The organism is Arthrobacter sp. KKT183 (assembly GCF_055657625.1).
The window spans coordinates 940272-964879 of record NZ_CM145770.1 but is presented as its reverse complement, the minus strand read 5'-3'; the positions used below and the strand labels follow the sequence as shown (position 1 = coordinate 964879).

Here is a 24608-nt window from a genome sequence, read left to right as displayed (position 1 = left end):
CAGCGCCCCTGCCGGAATCGGCAGGGGCGCTGGGAAAGCCGCGGAAGGAGTCGCTTACCGCAGGCCGAGCTTCGAAGAGCAGGAAGGCCAGTGGCCCCAGCCGCCGTTCTGCTTGAGCACCTCGGCAGTAGCGATCTGCTCGGCGCGCGATGCCTGGTGCGGCAGCGGTGCGTACTGGCCGCCGCCGGCACCAAGCCAGCTGGACTGGCTGAACTGCAGGCCGCCGTAGTAACCGTTGCCGGTGTTGATGGACCAGTTGCCACCGGACTCGCACTCGGCGAGGGCATCCCAGGCGGCGCCGCCGGATACCACTGCTGCCGGAGCGTGTGCGGGCGTTTCGATCTCCGCCGGAGCGGCGGCCTCGGCTGCAGCCTCAACTTCGGCCTCAGGCGCCTTATCCTCTTCCGGCTCGGGCGTCGGCTCCGGCTCTTCCTCCCGGGTGCCGACGGCGATAATTTCCTCGACGGGCTCGCGGGTGACCTTATCGCTCACGTTCTCCCTCTTACTCTCCTTGCCGTCAATGACGGTCACGGTGAAGACGCGGGTGCGCTCGCCTGCAACCCCGGCCTGGACCACTTCGCGTTCGCCGACGAGCAGCTCCTCGGTTTCCTTTTCGGTGGAGGTGAAGTCGATCGTCTCGGTCTCGGTGATCTTCTTGCCGGTCTCAACTCGGGTGACCTTGAGCCCCATGCCGGTGACCAGCGAGCTGTTCACCGGAACCGAGACGCGGTCTTCCTTGCCGAGCGTGACCTTCGCTTCTGCGAGAAGGTCAGCCACGGTGTTCATGGTGGTTTCGATGCGGGTGCTCTTGCCGTCAACAGCGAGGGTGACGTTCTTCGGCGTCGAAATGCTGAGGGTGGAGCTGAGGGTGACCAGCCTGGTTTCGGCCGGTGCGGAGATGTCCGAGTCGCTGGCCACGCCGAGATCATTGACGAGCTCGCCCACGGTCTCTCCCGTGGTGTGGACAATTGTTTCGGCTCCATTGAGCCGGACGTCCACGGCGGTGGCCTTGTTGACCTGGATGGCAGCGCCGTCGTCAACGGGGGTTGCAAGAGCCGGGTACACGTCGTCGTTCGCGGTGACTGTCACCTCTGCGGTCCGCAGGACCTCGGCCACGGTGCCGCCGAAGGTCTGGACGGTCTGTGCCTGTCCGTCAACCACCACCTGCACGCTCTTGCCGTTGCCCACGAAGGCCACCAGTCCAACCACCAGAGACAGCATGACCACGCCTTGTCCGGTCAGGACAGCCCAGCCCTTTGCATCCCGCCTGGCTACGCGCTTCGCCACTCTTTTTGCCACAACGTCCCACATTCCCCGCAGTATCCGGGCACGGGGAAAGAGCGCTCTGGAGCCGGCCCGTTTGAAGGGGCAGCGCAAAGTGCACAGGCAAATGAACGACGGCGGAGGGCCCCTCAAGCGCACCGCTGACGTTGAGCTGAGCCACCTGACCTGCCTCATTCAGGCACGGCTCAACACCAGCGGTAATACACAAGGAACCCGTCCGCAGCGGACGGCATCAGTCCGAAAGCCTTCCCCGACCCCGGCTAATAAGAGTTCACCGTAATCCAACCGTGATAATAGGGCAAGCCGGGGCCCAGAGCCCAGAGGTTGGGGGCTCAGGCAGCCCCGATGAGCTCAAGAGTGACATCAGGAAAGGCATCGGCGAAGTGGCCCAGTTTCCACCGGTCGCCGAAGATCGCGATGCATTCGCCGTCCGACCGCCGCAGTATCTCCCCACCCCGGAAGGAATCGGGAAGGGAACTCGGTGCAGCCGGGATGCGGCGGGCAAGGGTATAGGACAGCTGCTCCAGGGCAACCGGCGCGTTGAACTCGGTCCGCATGCGCTGTTCCGCCACCTCGAACTGGAGCTGCCCGACGGCGGCCAGCACCGGTGCCTGGTCACCCCGCAGCTCGGAGCGCAGCACCTGGATGACGCCCTCATGATCGAGCTGCTCAATGCCGCGCCGGAACTGTTTGTACCGTCCGGGGTCCTTGGCGCGCACGGTGACAAACAGTTCGGGCGAAAAGTGCGGGATCTCCGGGAAGGTCACCGGCTCATCCTGGTAGAGGCTGTCCCCTACCCGGAGGCTCGTCGCGTTCACCAGCCCGACGACGTCTCCTGGCCAGGCCTGCTCCACGGCTTCCCGCTCCCGCCCCAGAACGCGGTGCGCATACTTCGTGGCGAAGGGCCTGCCGGTCCGGGAATTGGTGATGACCATCCCCCGCTCGAATACGCCGGAGCAGATTCTGAGATAGGCGATGTGGTCACGGTGGGCGGTGTTTGCGCCGGCCTGGACCTTGAACACGAAGCCGGAAAACCCCGCTTCCAGGGGGCGATGGGCACCATCCGCCGTAACCCGGGGCGTTGGCGCTGACCCCACGTCCACCAGCAGGTCCACCAGCTGGCGTACGCCGAAGTTCCGAGCGGCCGCAGCGAACAGGACCGGAGTCTGCTGAGCTGCGGCAAACGCTTCAGTGTCGAAGTCTCCATTGGAGGACGCCACCAGGCCCAACTCTTCGCTCGCGACGTCCCACACCTGTGCGGAGTGTGGATCGAGGTCGGCGGGATCGATGGTCGTTTCCCGTGCCGGCTGTGCGCCTCCCTCGACTGCTTCCAGCGCGATCGAGCTGGCGGTGCGCACGTCGAGCAGTCCCTCAAATTCGCCAGCAATGCCTGCGGGCCAGGTCAACGGGACCGGAACCATGTCGGTGCGCTCGCCGATCTGGTCAATCAGCCCCAGCGCGTCCAGGCCGGGCCGGTCCCACTTGTTAACCACAGTCACAATGGGAAGCCCACGCTGCTTGCAGACCTCGAGCAGCTTCACGGTCTGCGGCTCGAAGCCCTTGGCGGCGTCGATCAGCATCACGGCGCAATCGACCGCGGCGAGGACGCGGTACGTATCCTCGGAGAAATCCGCGTGACCGGGAGTGTCCACCAGGTTCAGCACGGTATCGCGATACTCGAGCTGAAGTGCCGCCGAGCTGATGGAGATGCCGCGCTCGCGCTCCATGCCCATCCAGTCCGAGACCGTGCCATGACGGCTGGACTTGCCGTGGGTGACCCCAGCGTCCTGGATGGCGCTCGCGTACAGAGCCAGCGCCTCGGTGAGCGTGGATTTACCCGCATCCGGGTGGGAGATGACAGCGAAGGTGCGCCGCCTGCGCGCCTGCTCAGCGATGGTGGCAGGGCGTATCGCCTCCGAGATGGTGGATGTGCTTGTCATGGGTTCCTCTTTCTACCTCTGAGGACTCCAACAGACCCCGAAATAACTCGACTTAGTGCTTCTTCGGCCGTGCAATAGACGTGCCCGTGCGAAGAAGGTTCTCAACCATCATCTCGCGTTCAGCGGGCATCGACATCATCGATCGGTTTGGGATCTCACTCCCACTCACCGTACGCACGGCGGCTGTTGGCGTTGATGGTCCGGCACAGCTCCTCGAGGTCGGTACCCAGATGGTCGGCCATGAACCGCACCGTGTAGGCAACGGCGTAGCTCGCGTTCGGCTGGCCACGGAACGGATGCGGGGTGAGGAACGGTGCATCGGTTTCGGTCAGGATCAGCGAGGGATCCGCCACGTCCAGCGCGTCCCTCAAACCGCGGGAGTTCTTGAAGGTAACCGTGCCGGAAAAGGACATGAACCAGCCGTTGTCATTGCAGATCCGCGCCAGGTCGGCGTCACCGGAGAAGCAGTGGAAGACGACCCGCGCGGGAGGTTCCTCCGAGCGCAGGACCTTCACGACGTCGTCGTGCGCGTCCCGGTCATGGATCTGCAGGGCGAGGTCAAGCCGGCGGGCAATGTCCAGGTGCCGCCGGAAGGAGTACTCCTGCCGTTCGCGGCCGTCCTCACCGGTGCGGAAGTAGTCCAGTCCGGTCTCGCCGATCGCCCGGATGCGGGGGTGCTCCGCGAGGTGTTCGATCTCGGCGAGCGCATCCTCAAGCGTGCCCGCCTCTGCAAGGACGGGTGCTTCATTGGGGTGGATCGCCACGGCGCCCAGCAGGCGGGAATCACGGTTAACGGCGTCGACGGTGAAGCGGGAGGACTCCACATCCGTGCCCACCTGCACCGCGAAACCGACGCCGACGGCCTCCGCCGCGTCCATGGCGTCCGTCGCGCTGACGGCAACCTGCCCGTCACGGAAATCAAGGTGCGTGTGGTTGTCCATCACCGGGAACGGAAGCGGCTCCGGTGCCGGCGGATAGTCGAGTTTCCGGCTGCGGCCGCCGGCCTCGGGAGCACGTGACCTGCTGGAAGAATCTTCCGCTGAGGTCTCAACGGGCGTCTCAACAGGGCGGTACTGAACGGGGATCGAACTGGTGCACATGGTCCAACCCTAGACTTTCCTTGCAAAACCCAGCGGAGCTCCGGTGCTCCCTCCTGATCAAAGGAACTTTCCGCCACGAACCCCAGTTGTCCTAGTAGTCTTGAGCTAGTTAGCAACCGTTGCCCCGCGCGTGTTTCACTGACGTATCTCCACACCGAGGTGGTGCCTACGTTCCCGGCAGCGTCTGACGGAAGGTATCGATGGACGCCCACAACCAGTACGCCACTCCGAACGGCACGGCGCCCAGCGCTTCCACAGGAACAAGTGCGGAGGCCGCCCGCCCGCCGATGACGGGCGAGACGTTCCATGACACCAGCACGCGCATCCTGCAGTCCATCAACACCGTGATTGACGGCAAGCCCGACGCCGCCCGGTTGGCTTTGACGGTGCTGCTCGCCGAGGGACATCTGCTGTTGGAGGACGTGCCGGGCGTCGGCAAGACCATGCTGGCCAAGACTCTGGCACGGACCATCGACTGCAGCGTCAACCGCATCCAGTTCACTCCGGACCTGCTGCCCTCCGACGTGACCGGCGTATCCATCTACAACCAGGATTCCCACCGGTTCGAGTTCCGGCGTGGGCCGGTGTTCGCGAACATCGTGATCGGGGATGAGATCAACCGGGCGTCCGCCAAGACGCAGTCCTCCCTACTCGAATGCATGGAGGAACACCAGGTCACGGTGGATGGCTCCACCCACCGGCTGGCCGAGCCGTTCATGGTCATCGCCACGCAGAACCCGATCGAAATGGAGGGCACCTATCCCCTGCCCGAAGCCCAGCGCGATCGCTTCATGGCCCGCATCTCCATGGGCTACCCGGACATGAGCTCTGAGATGGACATGCTGGAGACCCACCAGTCCGTCTCGCCGTTGCGTTCCATCCAGCCGGTTGCCGGTGTTGAGGATGTTGCGGCGATGATCCGCCAGGTCCGGCAGGTGTACGTCTCCCCCGCGGTGAAGGAATACACGGTCGGGATTGGCCATGCCACCCGCCAGCACGCCCAGCTCCGCCTCGGCGCCAGTCCGCGCGGCCTGCTGCAGCTGCTGCGGGCGGCGAAGGCCGGTGCAGCACTGGAGGGCCGGGACTTCGTTCTGCCCGACGACGTCGCTGCCGTCGCCGAAGCCGTTCTGGCACACCGGCTCATCCTGGACCGTAAGGCACTCAGCTCCGGTGAGACGCCGTCGTCAATCATTGCCGGCATCCTCGCCCGCGTGCCGGTGGCACGTGACGCTGCGAGCGCCTCCTCCCGAAACGGCTAGGACCATGTCCCTGGTCGAGCGGCTGCCCCGGGTCCTGACGGCCCGCGGTTGGGGCCTGGCTGCGGCCGGTGTGCTGTCGCTCCTCTTTGCCCAGTTCCTCGGCCGGCGGGACCTGCTGTACTTAGGCATCCTCCTGGTTCTCCTGCCGCTGGCGTCCGTGCTGGTGCTTCACCTCGTCAAGCCGCGGTTCACCGTGCACCGGACCTTTGCACCGCAGAGCATGGAAACGGGATTCACCACCACGGTGACGCTGTCAGTTGCCTCCGACGGACCGTTGGGCGGTTCGGTGGTCATGCGCGAACAACTGCCGCAGCGCTTCGGCGACGCCCCCGAATTCCACTTCCCCGCCCGCCACCCCACTCCCAGCGGTGTGAGCCTGTATGAGTACCGGCTGCGCTCGGCAGCGCGTGGAGTGTACGACGTCGGCCCTGTCACCGCCGGCTTCACCGACCCCTTTGGTCTGGGCATCTCCCGCCACACCCTCGGTGGAACCGACCGGCTGGTGGTCACGCCGAGCCCGCTCGATCTGCCCCATTCTCCGCTGACCGGTGTCCGTGGGACGGACGGCAATGCCGTGACCCGCCGGAACGCCAACCCCAGCGACGACGACGTCATGACCCGCGAATACCGCCACGGCGATCCCATGCGCCGGGTGCACTGGGCGGCGACGGCCCGGCACAACGAGCTCATGGTGCGGCAGGAGGAATCGGTCACTACGCCCGAGGCCACCCTGATCCTCGATCAGCGGCAGGCCAGTTACGGGTCGGGTTTCCTGTCCGCGTTCGGTGGGGATCCGGACACCGATTCCAGCATGCTGTCCTCACCCACGTTCGAGTGGGCGGTGGTTGCTGCTGTCTCCATTTCAGCGCACCTGCTCGAGCGCAGCTACGCGCTGCGGTTTGTCGACGAGACGGGTGCGCCGGCTCTGCAGCGATCGGTGTCAGCGCCGTGGCCCGGAGATGAGGAGTTCTCCGGGCCGGCCGGGCTGCATGGAATCGCGCAGGGGTTGGCCGCGCTGGAGCTGTTGCCGGATCCTGCGAAGCGGTCCACGTCGTCGCAGAAGCGGCGGTCGGTTGCTGACCGGTCGGTTTCTGCGAGATCTGTTTCGGCCCGGTCTGTTTCTGCGCGGTCGGTTGCTGCGCGGTCAGTTGCTGCGCGGTCCGTCGCTGTGCCGTTTGGCGATCCGATGCTGGACAAGCTTGCGGGGCTGAAGAACCGGGGGCCGCTGATTGCCCTGCTCGGTGCAATTACCGAGGATGAGGCACGTGATCTGGGCCAGGCAGCCGAGTACGGCTCGCAGTCCCTCGCCATCCTGGTCAGCGAGCGCCCACGGGACCTCCACTCGGTCATGGACATCCTCCGCAGTGCCGGCTGGCACGTGGTGGCTGTGACGCCGAACGCGTCCGTCGCTACCGCCTGGGCGCATCTGGACACACCGCCCGCCACCGTGACCTCCTCCACAGCGAAAACTACTCTCCGCTCAGGAGCTTCCTCATGACCGCCACTCTCTTCCGGCCTCCAGCCGACGGACAGGCACAACGTGTTCTTCCCAACCGGCCGGCCGCTACCCGCCGGAGCCATTGGCACCTGCTGGTCACGGCGGCGTCGTTCGGGGCTGTGATGCTGACGTCCATGAGCCTGTCCGGGGTGATCTTCGGCTGGACCTGGTTCACGCCCGTCCTGGTGACGGTGGGAACGGTGCTGTTCTTCATGGCGCTGACCCGTGTTTCGCGTCTTCCCTCCTATGTCGCTCCCCTGGTGGGCATCCTTGCCCTGGCGGGTTCGTTGATCTGGCAGTTCTTCCCGTCACAGAGCACCTTTGGCTTTTTTCCGGGTGACGGGTTCGTTGGCCGGTTGACCATCCTGCTGGGGCACGCCGAGAACACCGTGGTGTCCCAGGTCGCGCCGGTGTTGCCAACAGCCGGGCTCTTCCTGGTGGTCTGTGCCGGCATGGGGCTCATTGCCGTCCTCGTGGACACCCTCGCCACATCGTTGCGTATGCCGGCCACCGCCGGACTGGCGCTGCTGGCAGTGCTGGTGGTTCCCGCCGTCGTACGTATCAACAGCGTTGGCGTGCCGGCGTTCATTGCTGCGGTGGCAGGGTTCCTGCTGCTCCTGGGCTGTGCGCACTGGCGTGAATCGCGGTGGGAATCGGCGTCGTCGGGCGAGTTGTCCGGCGCCCACCTGACCCGGGGAGTGACAATCGGGGCGCTGGCACTGGGCATCGCCGTCGTGCTTCCGCTGGCCATTCCCGGCTTCAACTCGGGGGCGTTTCCACAGGGCGCGCGGGTGAACCTGTGGGGTGCGGCGACGGGGCTGAATCCGATTGTCACGCTCGGCAATGACCTGCGCAATCCCAATGGGTTCGGGCGGATCGAGTACTCCACTACGTCGGATGACCCGCTGTATCTGAGGTCGGTCACGCTGGAGGATTTCAGCGGTCAGCGGTGGGAGCCTGATCAGCGTCTGGGCCAGCGGGTGGCCGGTGTGGACGAACTGTTCTCCGAGAACCAGCCTTTTGCGGCGACCACGCTCACGCGGGTCAGTACGGACAGCTTCACCAGCCCGTGGCTGTTGGCGCCGTATGCCCCGGTGTCCGTCGAGGGCCTCAATGGGCGGTGGGCCTATGATCCGGCGAACCTCAGCATCCTTGCAATTGACGGCGGCTCAACGGCGCAGCAGGAATACCTGATCCGCAGTGCCGAGCCGGTGCTGACTCGCGAGCGGCTCCAGGCCATCCCGCCGGCTGATCCCCAGTCTGTACCCGAGCAGTTCCTCGCGCTTCCCGATTCAGTGCCCGGCATCATCGGCGAGACCACGGCAGCGGTAGTGGATGGAATCAGCAACCCGTATGACCAGGCGATCGCCATCCAGCAGTTCCTGCGCGGACCGTCCTTTGTGTACTCGGTGGATGCGCCCGTGGACGGCGGGTATGACGGCAACAGCCTGGACGTAATGGCGCGTTTCCTCGAATCGAAATCCGGGTACTGCGTGCACTATGCCGGAACCATGGCAGTGATGGCCCGGCAGGCAGGGATCCCGAGCCGGGTGGCCGTGGGCTACTCGCCCGGAACGCCGACCGGTGACGTTTCGCGTGGACCCAACGACGAACGGTTCGTCGAGTTTTCGGTCAACTCCAAGGATGCGCATGCCTGGCCGGAGCTGTACTTCGAAGGTGTCGGCTGGGTGCGGTTTGAGCCCACTCCGTCACGCGGTTCGGTGCCCGAGTACGCGTTCTCAACCGTGGTGCCTACCGGTCCCGTACCGAACGAAGGCAATCTGAATCCGAATGCACTGCCGGGGACGCCGTCCACCGCGACGCCCTCCCCACCGGCTGTGGAGGAGGAGTCGCCGCAGGCGGTGCGGGAGAGTGCCGAGCGCAGTTCCGCGCTCGGGGTGATCCTCGGTGGAGTGCTCGTACTGCTGGCGTTGACGCCGATGGCCTTGCGGCGGATGCGGACCCGGCGCCGTCGTCGTTCTGTCACTGCCAATACTGAAGGAGTGGGGTCAGCAACAGTGGCGTGGGCGGAAACCGTGGAGCTGGCCGCCGACTACGGATTCCCTACCATGCCCACCGACACACCGCGGACGTTCGAGCAACGGTTGCGGGCCGGATTCGATGAAGCTCCGGCTGCGGCGCTGGCCCGGCTGCGGCGCGCCTATGAGGAAGAAGAGTATGCGGAATTCGCCGCCTCAGGTGCGCAGCCACGGACGGCGAACAGTTGGGATGACGTCCAGGCCGTCACCGACGCGCTTCATCAATCTGCGACTCCTGCGGCACGGCTGCGGGCCCGGTTCTGGCCCCGCTCGCTGTCGCAGCCGTTCGGGGCGCAGCGGAGCGAAGTGGTTATTGCTGCTGCTGCCGCTGCCGCTTCGCGCTGAGTCGCGGGCCGTCCTGCCCACCTTCTGAACGCACCGACGGCGTGTCGGGGGTGACACGCCGTCGTTCTGCGGCTTCACAGGCCAGAAGGTGGGGAATCCGGCCCGGGCGTGAACCGGAAACCGTAGCGGCTTAGCCCGCGGGGTTCAGCTCGCGGTCGGGTCCGCGATGCCCACGTACTGCGTGTAGAGGTATTCTTCGATGCCCTCGTAGCCGCCTTCACGTCCCAAGCCCGACTGCTTCACGCCGCCGAACGGAGCCGCTGCGTTGGAGATGACGCCCGCGTTGAGGCCGAGCATGCCGGTGTCCAACCGCTCGCCCATCCGAAGCCCACGGTTCAGGTCGCGGGTGAAAACGTACGCCACGAGTCCGTACTCGGTATTGTTGGCCAGCCGAACGGCGTCGTCTTCGGTGGAGAAGGTGACGATCGGCGCAACGGGACCGAAGATCTCCTCCTGCAGGATCCGGGAGCCGGACTGTACATCCGTGAGCACCGTCGCCGGGTAGAAGTAGCCGGGACCATCCATGGGTGAGCCGCCGGAGAGGACCTGCGCGCCGTCGTCGACCGCTTCCTGCACCAGGGAATGCACGTTGTCGCGGCTCTTGCCGTCGATCAGCGGGCCAAGCTTCGAACTGGCCTCGGTTCCGCGGCCCGGGGTGACGTCCTTCATGCGGGCGGCGAGCCTGTCGGCGAAGTCGGCGGCGACGGACTCGTGCACAATGAACCGGTTGGCTGCCGTGCAGGCCTCGCCCATGTTGCGCAGCTTGGCGGCCATGGCACCCTCGACTGCCTTGTCCAGGTCAGCATCCTCAAAGACCAGGAACGGTGCGTTTCCGCCGAGCTCCATCGAGGTGCGCAGGACGTTCTCGGAGGCGTCGGCCAGCAATCGACGGCCAACCGGCGTCGAACCGGTGAAGGAGAGCTTGCGCAGGCGGCTGTCCTTGATGAGGGGTCCGGTAACGCCGCCGGCGTCAGAGGTGTGGACGATGTTAAGCACACCGGCGGGCAGGCCGGCCTCTTCGAGGACCTTGGCAAACAACGACGACGTCAGCGGGGTCAGGTTGGCGGGCTTCAGCACCATGGTGCAGCCGGCGGCGACTGCGGGTGCGATCTTGCGCGTTGCCATGGCCAGCGGGAAATTCCACGGGGTGATCAACAGGCATGGGCCTACGGGCTTCTTGTTGACGAGGATGCGGGACTTGCCGTCCGGTGCTGTGGAGTAGCGGCCGGACATGCGGACGGCTTCCTCGGAGAACCAGCGGAGGAACTCGGCGCCGTAGGTTACTTCACCGCGGGCTTCGGCGAGGGGTTTGCCCATTTCCAGGGTCATGAGGAGTGCGAAGTCGTCGGCGCGTTCGGTGACGAGTTCGAAGGCGCGGCGCAGGATCTCGCCTCGCTCGCGCGGCGCCGTTCTGGCCCAGCTGTCCTGTGCCTCGACGGCGGCATCCAGTGCCGCCTTGCCGTCTTCGGGACTCGCGTCCGCAATGGTGAGGAGCGTCTTGCCGGTGGCCGGGTCCTCGACGTCGAACGTCTTGCCGTTCGAGGCGTCACGCCACTGGCCGCCGATCAGCAGGCCGGTGGGGACCGAGGACAGAAGTTCTTGTTCGCGCTGGGCGGTGATAGTCATCCGGAAGCCTTTACGATCGACGATGGTGTGTGCAGGAGCCGTTCTTGCATCTTGGCCTTCACGCTAGCCCTGCGTTTTGGGCCCTGTCCATACAAACCTGCACCACGTAGTCCCGGATCTGCTGTTGTACTGCACAGCAGCTCGCCTCCCGTTGAAGGTTACGTCCTCGCGGCCACCACCGCGGCATACAGCTCCCGCTTGCTGACCCGCCGGTCTTCGGCAACGGCGGCAACGGCATCCTTGAGCCGAAGCCCCTGGCTCATCAGCTCGTTGACGGCATGGACGTGGTCTTCCGGTTCGGTCGGCGCATCTTCCGGTGCACCGCCGACGACGACGGCGATCTCCCCCCGGATCTCGTTGCCTTCCACCCACTCGAGCAGGTGTTGCAGCGGTCCGCGGATCACTTCTTCATAGCGTTTGGTGAGTTCGCGTGTAACGCAGGCCTGCCGGTCCGGCCCGAATTCGGAGTGCAGTGCGCGGATCATCGCTTCGAGCCGGTGGGGCGCTTCAAAGAACACCATGGTGCGGCGTTCGGTGCGCAGGTCGGCCAGGCGGGCGGCGCGTTCGCCGGTCTTGCGGGGCAGGAACCCCTCGAAGCAGAAGCGGTCGGTGGGGAGGCCGGAGAGCGCGAGTGCCGTGAGGACGGCGGAGGGTCCGGGGGCAACGGTGACCGTGATGTTCCGTTCGGCGGCGGCTTCGACGAGGCGGAAACCGGGGTCGGAGACGGAGGGCATACCGGCGTCAGTCACGAGCAGGAGGGTTGCACCGGAGTCAACGAGGTCCAGCAGTTCGGGGGTGCGTGAGGCTTCGTTGTGCTCGTGGTAGCTCAGGGTCCTGCCGCGTGGGCTTACCTCGAGGGAACGGATGAGCCGCTGCAGGCGCCGGGTGTCTTCGGCGGCGATGACATCGGCGGATTCAAGGAGCGACACCAGCCGGAACGTAGCGTCGCCCATGTTTCCGATCGGTGTGGCAGCCAGGACAATGCTGCCGTTTCCAGGGATGAGCGTCCGGGAGCCCGCATCTGGGGAGGTGAGGTTTTCCGGAAGGAGCGGGGCGTCGTCGTCGGAATGTTCCGTCTTGTCCGTAGGTTCTGTCACTGGTTCAGCCTAGCTGTCCCGGAACTGTCAGGGCTGCTCGGTACGATGATTGGGTGAGCCAAACCACCACTGCCGCAGCCCTTCCCGAGGGGTCTGGGCGGCAGTGGGTCGTTTCGGCGCGTACGGCGTTTTCCGAGCCGGTGCTGCGGCGCCGTCTGCTGGGTGAGCAGCTTCCGTTCGGCGTGTGGGGCTGGCTGATTCCAGTGGTGGTGGCGCTGATCGGTGGTGTGCTGCGGTTTGTCCGGCTGGGTGAGCCCGGCACTCTGGTCTTCGACGAAACCTACTACGTCAAAGACGCCTACTCCTACCTGCAGTCCGGGTATGAGCGCGAGTGGCCGGAGGAGGCGGATGAGTCCTTCAACGCCGGCAATCCCGGGGTTATCCTGGAGACGGCGGATTATGTGGTGCATCCGCCGGTCGGCAAGTGGATGATCGCGTTCGGGATGTTGCTGTTCGGGCCGTCCAATCCATTTGGCTGGCGGTTTACGGCGGCGGTGGTCGGTACGCTGTCCATCCTCGTCCTGGCTCTGGTGGCGCAGCGGCTATTCGGGTCGGTGGTGTTGGGCGGTATTGCCGGGTTGCTGTTGGCGGTCGACGGGCATCATCTGGTCCATTCACGGACATCGCTGCTGGATGTTTTCCTCATGTTCTGGGTACTGGTTGCGTTTGCGCTGCTGGTGCTTGACCGGAACTGGGCGCGGCGCCGGTTGGCGGTGCTGATGGCCTCTCTGGCGCGTGAGCGTGGCCAACCCACGCGGAAGCAGTTGCTGTACGGGCCGTGGCTGGGATTGCGTCCGTGGCGGATTGCCGCTGGAGTCGCGTTGGGGTTGGCGCTGGGTACCAAGTGGTCGGCGCTGCCGTACATTGCGGTGTTCGGCCTGATGACCGTGCTGTGGGATATGGCCGCCAGGCGCACGGTGGGGGTTCGGCGTTGGGTGCGTGGCGCCGTCGTCCGTGATGGTCTGCAGGCGTTTGTCTCAATTGTGCCGGTGGCGCTGCTGACCTATCTGGCAACGTGGACCGGCTGGTTCCTCTCCTCTGATGCGTATGACCGGCAGTGGGCGGCGGACAATCCCGACCCGCTGTGGGACTGGGTCCCCGCTCCCCTGCGCTCGCTGGCCGAGTACCACCGCAGCGCGTACACGTTCCATGAGGGGCTCAGTTCTGAGCATCCGTATGAGGCAACGGCGTGGTCGTGGCTGGTGATGGGGCGGCCGACGTCCTTTCACTACCAGTCGGACGGGCTGACGTGTGGTGCGTCCGACTGTTCGCAGGCCGTCAGTGTGGTGGGCAACCCGCTGATCTGGTGGGGCGCTGCGCTGTCGCTGCTGGTGGTGCTCTTACTTTGGGTTGGCCGGCGGGATTGGCGGGCAGGTGCCATCCTCGCCGGTTTCGCTGCCGGGTATCTACCGTGGTTCCTGTTTCCGGACCGCACCATGTTTTTCTTCTATGCGATCGTGTTTGAGCCGTTCCTCGTCCTGGCACTGGTCTGTGTGCTGGGGCTGATTCTGGGCCGTGCCAGCGATCCGCCGTGGCGGCGCCGGAACGGTATTCTGCTCGTGGGGGGATTCGTTGTGCTCGCAGTGCTGGTATCCGCGTTCTTCCTGCCCATCTGGACGGCTGAAACCATCCCCTACAACCAGTGGCGTCTGCGGATGTGGATGCCGAGCTGGATCTGACGCGGCATAGATTGTCAGTCCAAGCGTCAGTTCTCCGTTCGCCAGTCACCACCGAGGGAAAGCGAGTTGCACGCTATGCGGGAATCCTCCACCGAACTCATGGCCGATCTGCCGGCCCAGTCCAACGTCACCGACCTCCTCCTCACCCAGCACAAACGCGCTCCGAAGGCCCCGCTGTATGCGGTGAAGACGGATGGCATCTGGAAGGACGTCAGTGCCGATTCCTTCCTGGAACAGGTGCGTGCGCTTGCAAAGGGACTTCTTGCACGAGGCGTTCAGCCGGGTGATTCGGTGGCGGTCATGTCGAAGACCCGCTACGAGTGGACCCTCGCTGACCTTGCCATCTGGTTCACCGGAGCCGTCACGGTGCCCATTTACGAGACATCCTCGGCGCACCAGGTGAGCTTCATTCTGAAGGACTCTGCTGCCGTCGTCGTGCTCGTTGAGAACGAGGAGAAAGCGGCGGTGGTGCGCCAGGCTGCGCCGGAAGCGCAGCTCGTGCTGATGAATTACGACGACGGCGCTGCCTCCTTTGCATCGTTGGCGTCTGACGGCGAGTCCGTCAGCGACGATGTGCTCGAGTCTGCGCGGAGCAGCCGGGTGCTCGAGGATGTGGCGTCGCTGGTGTACACGTCGGGTACTACCGGGCATCCCAAGGGGTGCGAGATCACGCACGGCAACTTTGCACTGTTTGCTGTGAACACCATCGAGTTCCTGCCGGAGCTGCTCAAGCAGGAGAATGCACGGACCCTGATGTTCCTGCCGTTGGCCCATGTGCTGGCGCGTGCGGTTCAGCTGGTCTGTCTTGGTGCCGGCGTGAAGCTTGGCCACACGTCCAATGCCGCCGAACTGCTTGACGATCTCGCTGCGTACAAGCCCACGTTCCTGCTGGTGGTGCCGCGCATCTTCGAGAAGATCTACAGCACCGCTTCGCAGAAGGCTGAGGCGGCCGGGAAGGGCAGGATTTTCCGGGCAGCGGATGCCACTGCGGTTGCATACTCGAAGGCTCTGGATGCTGCGGCGCGGGGTGGAAGCGGTCCGTCGCTGCTGTTGCGGGCCCGTCATGCCCTGTTTGACCGGGTGCTGTACCCAAAGCTGCGGGGAGTTTTCGGTGGTGAGGTGGTGCATACGGTGTCGGGCGCTTCGCCGCTCAGCGAGCATCTCACGCACTTCTTCCGTGGTGCCGGGATCAACGTGTTGGAGGGCTACGGTCTGACCGAGAGCACGGCTCCCTGTACAGCGAACACGGTGTCGTTGACGCGGGTCGGTTCTGTGGGCATTCCGATGCCCGGGACCACCATCCGTGTCGATGACGAGGGCGAGATACAAGTCAACGGCGTCGGGGTGTTCAAGGGGTATCACAACAATGATGTCGCCAATGAAGAGTCATTCACTGAGGACGGGTTCTTCCGTACCGGTGACCTTGGATCACTGGACGAGGACGGTTTCCTGCGGATCACCGGCCGAAAGAAGGACCTTCTGGTGACGGCCGGCGGGAAGAACGTTGCGCCGGCGCCGCTGGAGGAGAAACTCCGGGAACACCCGCTGGTGGCGCACGCACTGGTTGTGGGCGACAACCGGCCGTTTGTGGCTGCTCTGGTGACGCTCGATGGCGATGCTTTGGATAACTGGGTGAAGGCGAACGGGGCCGATGCTAGCGGGGCGTCGTCGGCAGGGTCGTCGGGTGGGGTTTTGTCGTCTGCTGCCTTGCGAGCGGAACTGCAGACGGCTGTCGATGCTGCAAACGAACTGGTGTCACGTGCCGAACAGATCCGGAAGTTCGACATTCTCGATACCGAATTCACCGTCGATTCCGGCTACCTCACGCCCACCCTGAAACTGAAGAAAGCGGCAGTGTTGACCGACTACCGAGAGGCTGTGGAGAAGCTCTACTCCTGATTCAGCCTTACCGGCTGATTGAGTCTTGCCGGCGCACTCGCGTTGTGCGGGCCCCGCCGCGTCCTGCCGTCGTCCTGCTGCCGTCGTCCTGCTGCCGTCGTCGGGTCTTGCCGTCGTCGTCGTGCTTTAGATGCCGTTGTTGGCCCGCCGTGCTGCGTAGGCGTCGGCGGACTTTTCCCGGCGGGCTTTGGTGGGCCAGGTGAGGACGAGGGTCAGTACAGCACCGATCAGTACGATGGCGCCAACGGTTGCCGCGGCGTCGATCCAGAACTGGGCTGGGAAAAGTCGGATGAGGGTGTCGTCGAGGCGGAAGGTCCAGGTGCCGTCGGCGAACAGGAGTGCGTGAACCTGTGTGAAGAAGGTTTCCCAGGCCAGAATCCCGGCAACGGCGAGGGCTATTGCGAGAACGAGCGTTGCGACGGCCCCTGCGAACAGGCCGCGACGGATGCCGCCGGGGTAACGGCGTGCCAGATAGATGCACGCAATGATCGTGAGGATGGCGAGGACGGTCGCGACGACAAAGCCGGTCGACAGGACGCCCTTCACGTCAGCCATGTGGCCGACTTCGCTGTCGAGGAATAGTTGGTCGCCGTCGGTGTTGACGAGGTCGCCGAGGTAGCGGGCGGGAGCCCAGTTGAGGATGTAGTCCATGGCGTACGAGCCATAGGTCATCCGATCTTCCGTGCTGAATCCGTAGCTGTCGGCAGGGAAACCCGGGCGGTGGTATTCGACCCAGAGGAACAGCGGGGTGGTGACAGCACGAACCGCTGCGGCAAGAAGGATGATCGGGAAGAACACTGCAACTGCCACCTGCAGGATGCGTGGCAGCAACGGTTTGGCGGCAGCGGCCTCATCACGCTGATTTGCCCGCCGGTTGACCTCCTCTTCGGGAGGGCGAATGGCGAGCGATGAAGTGTCAGGGGCGGCGTCGTCGTTGGTTGCGTCTCTGGTTGTGTCGTCGCGGGTTGCGTCTCTGGTTGTGTCGTCGCGGGTTGCGTCTCTGGTTGCGTCGTCGCGGGTTGCGTCCTCGGCAGTTGCTGCACCGGTGGACCCGCCTGAGGTTCTTCCCACCGGGATTGCGGCGATTTGTTGTGTCGCGGGCGATGACGGATCGGCTGTGGGGTGGTCCGGTGGCGAGTAGACCCCTCCCCCGTAGCCGGACCCGATGGTGATGGGATTTTCTTGTCCGGTCGATGTGATTTCGGGTTCAGCAACTCCATGAGAATCACCGCTTCCAGGCGACGTTGTTGAAACGTGGGTTCCAACCGGGGCCGGAGTAACGGAAGTGTCGGTCTCGTTCTTGTCTTCGGTCTCGGCTTCGACCTTGGCCTCGGCCTCGGCCTCGGTCCCGTTCTTGTTTTCGGTCCCGCTCTGGGAAGCCCGCGTGTAAGCCGAAACGTCGGGGAGGGTACTGGCCTTCCGCATGGGGAAGCCGCTCTCGCGAACGCGGGTTGAACCACCGCCGGGCTGGTCCGAGCGCAGTGCTGCGCGGCGCTCGCTCCCTGCAGTTCCGCTCTGATTCTCGTTCTCAGCTCTGTCAGCCACGACTATCTCCTTGCATGGAATTCCTACTTAAGACAGTACCCGCGTGGACTGACAGCGCTGATGTCGGCCACGCCGCAGGGCCTCCCTCGGCATTCCTGTCCGCATTCCATGGGCGTTCGCTGTGGGCATAATTGAGGGCTGCTCGGACGATCCGGTTTTGTCAGTGGGGGGTGATGGAGTGGGCTCATGAGGTTTTCCGAGGAGTTCACGCCAGGTGCTGGTAGTAATGCTGCCAGCACTGCCGGTGCCTCCCGTGTAGGCTCCGCTGGCGACGGCGCCTCCTGGTCAGGACTATCGGACCCCGATTCCAGCCGCACAGGCTCCTCCCAGAAGGAGCCTTCCTGGACTGAACCTCAGGATTGGACCGACGTTCCGTTCAGCGGGGCGTTCGAAGGCCAGATATGGGAAGGAACAGACGAACCCGCACCATCGGGTCCATGGGGTGTTGTTGAGCTGTCCCCTATGAGGGCGTTGGAATCGCTGACCGACGCAGTGGACACGCTGGAACGGTTGAACCAGCTGCAGTGCTGGGCCGATGCGCAAAAGGCCCGGCTAGTGGACCGCATCCGTGAGCTGTACGAACGCGAAGTGCAGCCGGCAAACGAGGACCAGGCCAGCGCTCAGGCGCAAGCCGATCAGGACGAGTTTGTGTTGTCGCTCGCAGCCGAAGAAGTCGGCGCACTGCTGCGAATGCCGTCCGGGTCTGCCAAGAATCTCGTGGCGCAGAGCCGCTTGCTGGTCAACCACCATGAGCGCACGCTGACCAGCATGGAAGCGGGCAGGATGTCATGGCGGCATGCGACCACGATCGTGGAGGAATGCGTCGGTGTGTCCGCTGATTCGGCGGTCCGGTTTGAGCAGGACCTTGTCGAGGTGGCTGAGCAGTCCACGGTCGCGAAGCTGACTCGGCGAGCCCGTGGACTGCGGGAGATCCTGCACCCCGAAGCTGCACCGATCCGCAAAGCCCGTTCCGCTGCCGAACGGCGGGTGATCGTCGAGCCGGGTACCGACGGGATGGCATGGCTGAGCGCCTACCTGCCGGCGGAACAGGCGTGTGGAATTTACAACCGGCTCGACGCCGGAGCCCGCGGACTCCAGGCACCGGACGAGTGGCGCACGCTCACCCAACTCCGTGCCGACGTCTTTACTGATCTGCTCACCCACACCTGTTCCGGAGACATCAGCACGGGCACCGGGTTCCGTGGCATCGGGGCAACCGTCCACATCACCGTGCCAGCCCTCACCCTTCTGGACCAAACGCCAGGGGGCGGTGGTGGACGAGGAGCAGATGGCGGATCGCTAGGCTTCATGGCTGACGCAGGAGCCGGGAATGCTGAGAAAGACGGCGTAGCGGATGGTGGCTGGAACCCGCTGGACGGCGGGAACGCAGACGAACATGGCACCTCGACCGGTTACGGTCTGCCAGACGGTGATAGCAACACCGGTTCCGGTACAAGGCGAAGCCAGCCCGGCTACGCCGTCCTGGAAGGCTACGGCCCGATCGATGCAGAGACGGCAGCACGTCTCGCAGGACACGCACCCTCATTCACCCGGATCCTGACGCACTCCGAAACCGGGGCGGCGCTGTCCATCGGCCGGGCCTCCTATCGGCCACCGAAACACCTCCAGGACTGGGTCCGAGCCCGGGACAAGACCTGCAGACATCCCGGCTGCAACCGGATAGCAAAGGCCACGGAGATCGATCACACCGTCCCTTGGCAAAAGGGCGGGCTCACGGACCACGACAACCTTTCCTGCCTGTGCGCCAAACACCACATGTTCAAGACACACGAGCATTGGGACTACACGCAGCCCGAACCGGGGACCATCATCGCCATCTCACCAGCGGGCAAAACCTACACCACCAGACCGCCACCCTTTTAGCACCCGCCGGGGGTGCGGGGAACCGGCACGGCGCGGCGCGGTCGGGGCGGCACGCACGGCGCGGTCGGGGCGGCACGCACGGCGCGGTCGGCGCGGCACGCACGGCACGGTCGGCGCGGCACCGCACCCAGCCTCGCTCACGTTCAGGCAGTCAGCACCGAAGCCCCACGGTCCTCATCCGCAAGATCGCCGGTGTACCCAGCCCTAACTGCACGCCTGCCAAGAACCAGCGTGTAGACCCAATAGAGCGCGAACACCAGAAAACCGATTCCGATCCGCAGCCACACCGGAAGCGGACTCGGCGTCACAAACCCTTCTACGAGCCCGGACACGAACAGCACCAGCACCAACCCCAGCGCAACCGTAATGAGTGACCGCCCCTCCTCGGCAAGCGCTTGCGACCGCGTTCGTGCTCCAGGCGAAACCCACGCCCAAAAGATCCGCAACCCTGCCGCCGTCGCAATGAAGATTGCCGTCAGCTCCATGAAACCGTGCGGCAGGATGTAGATGAAGAACACATCGAGTTTGTCGTAGGAGGCCATCATTCCCCCGGCCATCCCAACGCCCTGGGCATTCTGATAGAGGATGAATGGCCCCCAGATACCGGTAATCCCAAAAGCGACCGCCTGAACCGCAATCCATGCATTGTTGGTCCACACCAGGCCCGCAAAGGACGCAGCAGGGTTCTCCGAGTAGTAGTTGACGAAGTCCTCTTCGACATACCGCCGAATCTCCTCGTCACTGCCAAGAGCCGCAATGACTCCGGGCGTATTCACAACCCAGGCACCGAACAGCCAGGCAACACCCACAAAAACCACACCCACCACCACAGTGAGCCAGCGGATCCGGTAGAAAGCAGCCGGCAGCGAGATCACAAAGAACCTCGCAATATCTTCGAGTACGTTCGAGCGTGCACCGGTAAACTTGGTCCGGGCCCGTGACAAGCGCATCGACAGTTCGTTGGACAGCGCACTCTCAGGCGCAACGGAACGGATCATCGACAGGTGGGTGGAGGTGCGCTGATACAGGCTGAGCAACTCATCGGCTTCACGGCCACGCAACCGGCGCTGCCGCGTGAGCGAATCCAGCCGGTTCCAGTCACCGCGGTTAACTTCCTCGAATGCGTCCAGATCCACCCGATCAGCTTAGCCGCCGAAGCCCACACGCCAACGGCAGCTAAGCTGATTTCATCCAAGGGGAGGACATCCAATGAGCTCGGTCATCACAGGCGAAGCAGTCGTTCTTGAACTGCGCCCGGCATCCTTCGGCGCCCGTGCCGTAAGCCTGATGATCGACGTGCTCGCACAAATTCTGGTGATCATCGGGGTCATCGTCGCCGTCGGAAACACCGTTGGCGGTTCGTTCGACCCTGCACTGACCCAGGCACTCGTTCTGGTGCTCGTGGTTCTTGTCCTGGTGATCATTCCGGTGACAATCGAAACGGTGACCAGAGGAAAGTCACTCGGCCGCCTGGTGATGGGACTGCGCATCGTGCGCGACGACGGCGGTTCCATCCGCTTCCGGCATGCCTTCATCCGCGGAATGCTTGCCGTACTGGAAATCTACCTTCTGGTCGGCTCGCTCGCTTTCCTCGTTGCAGTGTTCAACGAACGCTCCAAACGGCTGGGCGATCTGCTTGCGGGCACCTATTCAATGCACGAGCGCGTCGTGGTCAAGTCCCGCACACGCGCCGTGTTGCCGCCGCAGTTACAGGAGTGGATTGCAACTGCCGACGTCGCCCAGTTACCTGACGCGCTAACCCGCCGGATTTCGCAGTTCATCGGTCAGGCAAACCGGCTCACCCCGCCTGCACGCGCTGCCCTCGCAATTGAACTGGCCACAGAAGCATCAGCTTTCGTGTTCCCGACACCACCTGCAGGAACACCACCGGAAGACTTCCTGAACGCAGTCGTATCCGAACGGCGCGACCGCGACTACGCCCGGCTCATGAAACAGCGCGAACGAACCTCACGCACCGCCGAACAGCTTCACAAGCTGCCGTTCAGTTCCTGAGCCGGAAAGCTCAAGGGCAAGGAACACGGCAGATCAAGCAGACAATCACGCCTGCTGCGAGGTCCACTCTGCCCAGGTCAGGTTCCAGTCGCCAAAGCCGTCCCAGACCTGCACGGGACCGGTGTCCGTATTGCGGATCTCAAGCATGTCGCCCGGGCCGAACATGTCATAGAAGTACTTGGCACCTTCTGGACTCATGCCCACACAACCGTGCGAAACGTTCAGCTCACCCAGAATCGGTAGAGCGGCCGGAAGCGCCTCATGAACAAACGCGCCACCGTTTGAGATGCGGCTTGCGTAGTTCACTTCGGTCGGCTCGTAGTAGGCAGGATCCCCCGGCTTCAAACCAATGGACTCCGCAGTGAACTTGGTCCGCTCGTACTGTTCCATCACGGTGTAGAACCCGAAGAAGGATGGCCATTCCTCAGTGCCGAGCGTCACGGGGAAGGTTTTCTCCAGCTTGCCGTCGATGAAGACCTGCATCTGCTTGGTGGCATTGTCCACCACAGCCAGGCGGTCATTGTGGGTGGAGAAAGACCACGTGTCGTTGAAGTTGCCGATCATCCCGTTGCCGAAATCAACACCGAACAACTGCACATCAACGGTGATGGTGCTGTTCGGATCCCAGTACTCCTGAGCCCGGTAGCGCACCTCTGAATCGTTCAGCCAATAGAACGCCCCCTCCTGGCCGGACGTGCTGGTGATCGTGATGGCCTTTTCGACCGCATCCTTGTTGATCACCGGCTCGCTGAACGTGATCTCGATCGTCTGGCCGGTCCCAACAGTGGACCCTGGAGCCGGATACATCCATGCATTGGCCTCATTCTCCGGCTGAACGGTGGTGAACGTCTGCTCCTGCCGGTGCTCTCCGCCGGCCGTATCGACAAGAACGAACTCGAACGCATACTCCGTGGCAAACGAGAGCGGCCCGTCGGCCTTCCAGGAGGAGCCATCCTCCGACACCGTTCCTGCAACCGGCTCGCCGCCGTCCACAGGTTCAAGCGACACATCCTGAATGGTCGCCTCCTCCACCCGGATCTCCGGAAGCGTGACCGGGTTCACCGCTACCGCACCGTCCGTCGGCGTCACACCGAACGTGAATTCCTCAGCAACCGCCGTTTGCTCAGCTTCCGGTTCCCCGGAAGAGGAAGCGGCGGAAGACGGAGCGGACGACGGCGCTGCCGCCTGCTCATTGCCGAAGTTAGCCCAACTCGGCGCAGTAATGGCACCCACAGCACCGCCACCGACAACCAGCAGCCCACCGACAATCAGCGCACCGATTTTCCAGCCGCGCCGCCGCGACTGGTTCCCGTCGGAGAGATTCGACATGCTCTATACCCTGCCTGCTAGTTGCTGTCCAGTTGCCATTTTACGCGCGAGTACCCGGCAGCTCCGGCTGGACACACTTCGGTCCGGTTACGATTCCCGGCCGTACGCCACTGTGCCTGGTTGCCGGCAACGTCCGTAACCTGTTGCTCGCCGTAGCGTCAGCAAGACGCCGCAACGTCAGTAAGACTGCGCTCAGTAGCGGTAGTGATCCGATTTGTACGGCCCGGCCACATCAACATCGAGGTACTCGGCCTGACCCTTGGACAGCTCAGTCAGCTCAACACCCAAGGCGTCAAGGTGCAGCCTGGCAACCTTCTCATCAAGAATTTTGGGCAGCACGTACACCTGCTTGTCGTACTCCGGCGATCCGTCTTCCCGCACCTGACCGTGCTTGCTGAAAAGCTCGATCTGCGCGATGGTCTGATTCGCAAACGAGTTGCTCATGACAAACGACGGGTGACCGGTAGCGTTGCCCAGGTTGAGCAGGCGCCCCTCCGACAGCATGATGATGCTGCGCTGCTTGTCAGTCCCCTGATCGAATACCCACTCGTGAACCTGAGGCTTGATTTCCACCTTGGCGACGCCCGGCACGCGAGCCAGGCCCGCAATGTCGATCTCATTGTCGAAGTGACCGATGTTTCCCACGATTGCCTGATGCCTCATGGCCTGCATGTGGTGCGCCATGATGACGTCCTTGTTGCCTGTGGTGGTGATGAAGATGTCACCCACCGAAAGCACCGATTCAAGCTTGGCCACCTGGTAGCCGTCCATCACTGCCTGCAGTGCACAGATCGGATCGATTTCGGTCACGATCACACGCGCACCCTGGCCGCGAAGTGCCTCAGCCGCACCCTTGCCGACATCGCCATAACCACAGACGACGGCGACCTTCCCACCAATGAGGACATCGGTGGCACGGTTCAGGCCGTCCGGCAGCGAGTGGCGAATACCGTACTTGTTGTCGAACTTCGACTTTGTCACGGAATCATTGACGTTGATCGCCGGAAACAGGAGCTTGCCCTGCTCGGCCAGCTGGTACAGGCGGTGAACACCGGTGGTAGTTTCCTCGGTGACACCCTGGATGGATGCGCCAATGCGCGTCCAGCGCTGGGGATCCTCGGCCAGGGAGGAACGCAGAACATCGAGGAAGACGACGTACTCGTGCGAGTAATCGACGTCATCTTCGGCCGGCGCAGCGGGTACCGCTCCGGCTGCCTCAAACTCCACACCCTTGTGCACGAGCATCGTGGCGTCGCCGCCGTCGTCGAGAATCATGTTGGGCTCGGCGTCAGGCCACTGCAGGATCTGCGTGGTTGCCCACCAGTACTCCTCCAGAGACTCGTTCTTCCAGGCGAAGACCGGCACACCGGCCGGCTCTTCAACCGTTCCACGCCCGACGACGATGGCCGCTGCCGCTTCATCCTGCGTTGAGAAGATGTTGCAGGACGCCCACCGGACTTCCGCACCGAGAGCCGTCAGCGTCTCGATCAAGACCGCCGTCTGGACTGTCATGTGCAGGGAACCGGCAATGCGGGCCCCCTTGAGCGGCTGGCTCTCGCCGAACTCACGCCGCAGTGCCATCAGCCCGGGCATCTCGTGCTCTGCAAGCCGGATCTGGTGACGACCGGCTTCTGCTAGGGAGAGGTCGGCTACCTTGAAGTCAAACGTCATAGTGATGGGGATTCCTCTGCTGGAGAAGCGGGCGTCGGAGTAGGTGCGGAAACGTTCTCCGCTGCCCTGAGTTCGGGACGAAGCAGCACGGGGATGGATTCGTCGATGGGGTATTCCACATAGTTGCCTGCTGCATCCGGAGCTGACGAGCGCAGCGCCTCCCCCTCCTGCACCAGTGCGGATCCGGTCACGGGGCACCGAAGGATAGCCAACAGATCAGAAGAGATATTGGGCAACGGGATGCAGCCTTTCGAAGATTCCGGATGGCGTGCGGGGCAGCAACAGCTGTGACACGTGGTGCGGTACTACAAGGGTATCGCGCAGTGCATCAGCACCGGGAATCCGTGTGGATAGTGCTCACAACTGACAGTGCCCCGTGCCCAGTGCTCAGTGCTCAGTG

Annotated in this window: 17 protein-coding genes; 7 read left to right on the top strand and 10 right to left on the bottom strand. The window is 64.0% G+C overall.

The genetic code is table 11. The annotated features are described in order from the left end of the window. Positions 1-54: 54 nt before the first annotated feature. The 3 genes from ACZ2GY_RS04695 to ACZ2GY_RS04685 form a co-directional block, all read right to left on the bottom strand. The gene (locus ACZ2GY_RS04695; RefSeq protein ID WP_471673141.1) at positions 55-1299 is read right to left on the bottom strand and encodes a transglycosylase family protein; all 1245 of its coding nucleotides are present in this window, start codon (positions 1297-1299) and stop codon (positions 55-57) included. Positions 1300-1616: 317 nt separating this feature from the next. Then, positions 1617-3224 carry a peptide chain release factor 3 gene (locus ACZ2GY_RS04690; protein WP_471673140.1) on the bottom strand — a complete coding sequence of 536 codons (1608 nt, stop codon included), beginning with the start codon at positions 3222-3224 and terminating at the stop codon, positions 1617-1619. A 155-nt stretch (positions 3225-3379) separates the two neighbouring features. After that, positions 3380-4324, bottom strand: coding sequence for a TatD family hydrolase (locus ACZ2GY_RS04685; protein ID WP_471673139.1), 945 nt, complete (start codon positions 4322-4324; stop codon positions 3380-3382). A 200-nt stretch (positions 4325-4524) separates the two neighbouring features. Between ACZ2GY_RS04685 and ACZ2GY_RS04680 the strand changes: the two genes are divergently transcribed. Genes ACZ2GY_RS04680 through ACZ2GY_RS04670 form a run of 3 tightly spaced genes read left to right on the top strand, consistent with a single transcriptional unit; the run spans position 4525 to position 9465 of the window. Continuing rightward, positions 4525-5583, top strand: coding sequence for an AAA family ATPase (locus ACZ2GY_RS04680; protein WP_277359063.1), 1059 nt, complete (start codon positions 4525-4527; stop codon positions 5581-5583). Between the two features lie 4 nt (positions 5584-5587). Further along, a complete protein-coding gene (locus ACZ2GY_RS04675; RefSeq protein WP_471673138.1) occupies positions 5588-7081 on the top strand; it encodes a DUF58 domain-containing protein in 1494 nt (497 codons plus the stop codon). Beyond that, positions 7078-9465 carry a transglutaminase TgpA family protein gene (locus ACZ2GY_RS04670; RefSeq protein ID WP_471673137.1) on the top strand — a complete coding sequence of 796 codons (2388 nt, stop codon included), beginning with the start codon at positions 7078-7080 and terminating at the stop codon, positions 9463-9465. The genes ACZ2GY_RS04675 and ACZ2GY_RS04670 overlap by 4 nt, the downstream gene beginning before the upstream one ends. A gap of 144 nt (positions 9466-9609) precedes the next feature. On the opposite strand, the gene ACZ2GY_RS04665 is transcribed toward ACZ2GY_RS04670, so the two are convergent. Continuing rightward, entirely contained in the window at positions 9610-11091 is a 1482-nt protein-coding gene (locus ACZ2GY_RS04665) for an NAD-dependent succinate-semialdehyde dehydrogenase (protein ID WP_471673136.1), read from the bottom strand. Between the two features lie 158 nt (positions 11092-11249). After that, positions 11250-12044 carry a 16S rRNA (cytidine(1402)-2'-O)-methyltransferase gene (gene rsmI / locus ACZ2GY_RS04660; protein ID WP_471673551.1) on the bottom strand — a complete coding sequence of 265 codons (795 nt, stop codon included), beginning with the start codon at positions 12042-12044 and terminating at the stop codon, positions 11250-11252. A gap of 197 nt (positions 12045-12241) precedes the next feature. On the opposite strand from rsmI, the gene ACZ2GY_RS04655 reads away from it, so the two are divergent. After that, positions 12242-13867 carry a dolichyl-phosphate-mannose--protein mannosyltransferase gene (locus tag ACZ2GY_RS04655; protein WP_471673135.1) on the top strand — a complete coding sequence of 542 codons (1626 nt, stop codon included), beginning with the start codon at positions 12242-12244 and terminating at the stop codon, positions 13865-13867. A gap of 75 nt (positions 13868-13942) precedes the next feature. Further along, positions 13943-15766 carry an AMP-dependent synthetase/ligase gene (locus ACZ2GY_RS04650; protein ID WP_471673134.1) on the top strand — a complete coding sequence of 608 codons (1824 nt, stop codon included), beginning with the start codon at positions 13943-13945 and terminating at the stop codon, positions 15764-15766. Between the two features lie 126 nt (positions 15767-15892). On the opposite strand, the gene ACZ2GY_RS04645 is transcribed toward ACZ2GY_RS04650, so the two are convergent. Further along, on the bottom strand, positions 15893-17311 hold the full coding sequence (locus ACZ2GY_RS04645; RefSeq protein WP_471673133.1) for a DUF1461 domain-containing protein: 1419 nt from the start codon (positions 17309-17311) through the stop codon (positions 15893-15895). A gap of 462 nt (positions 17312-17773) precedes the next feature. Between ACZ2GY_RS04645 and ACZ2GY_RS04640 the strand changes: the two genes are divergently transcribed. After that, positions 17774-19195: an HNH endonuclease signature motif containing protein gene (locus tag ACZ2GY_RS04640; protein WP_471673132.1), complete on the top strand. Its 1422-nt coding sequence runs from the start codon at positions 17774-17776 to the stop codon at positions 19193-19195. A gap of 143 nt (positions 19196-19338) precedes the next feature. Here ACZ2GY_RS04640 and ACZ2GY_RS04635 read toward each other — a convergent pair whose 3' ends face one another. Then, positions 19339-20331 (bottom strand): stage II sporulation protein M, encoded by a 993-nt coding sequence (locus ACZ2GY_RS04635; RefSeq protein WP_471673131.1) that lies wholly within the window; start codon positions 20329-20331, stop codon positions 19339-19341. Between the two features lie 73 nt (positions 20332-20404). Here ACZ2GY_RS04635 and ACZ2GY_RS04630 point away from each other — a divergent pair, with 73 nt between their 5' ends. After that, on the top strand, positions 20405-21208 hold the full coding sequence (locus ACZ2GY_RS04630) for an RDD family protein (RefSeq protein ID WP_056548834.1): 804 nt from the start codon (positions 20405-20407) through the stop codon (positions 21206-21208). A 45-nt stretch (positions 21209-21253) separates the two neighbouring features. Here ACZ2GY_RS04630 and ACZ2GY_RS04625 read toward each other — a convergent pair whose 3' ends face one another. The 3 genes from ACZ2GY_RS04625 to ACZ2GY_RS04615 form a co-directional block, all read right to left on the bottom strand. After that, positions 21254-22537 (bottom strand): L,D-transpeptidase, encoded by a 1284-nt coding sequence (locus ACZ2GY_RS04625; RefSeq protein ID WP_471673130.1) that lies wholly within the window; start codon positions 22535-22537, stop codon positions 21254-21256. A 192-nt stretch (positions 22538-22729) separates the two neighbouring features. Then, entirely contained in the window at positions 22730-24208 is a 1479-nt protein-coding gene (gene ahcY, locus ACZ2GY_RS04620; RefSeq protein ID WP_471673129.1) for an adenosylhomocysteinase, read from the bottom strand. Beyond that, positions 24205-24399 (bottom strand): hypothetical protein, encoded by a 195-nt coding sequence (locus ACZ2GY_RS04615; protein WP_327019694.1) that lies wholly within the window; start codon positions 24397-24399, stop codon positions 24205-24207. The genes ahcY and ACZ2GY_RS04615 overlap by 4 nt, the downstream gene beginning before the upstream one ends. Between the last annotated feature and the right edge of the window lie 209 nt (positions 24400-24608).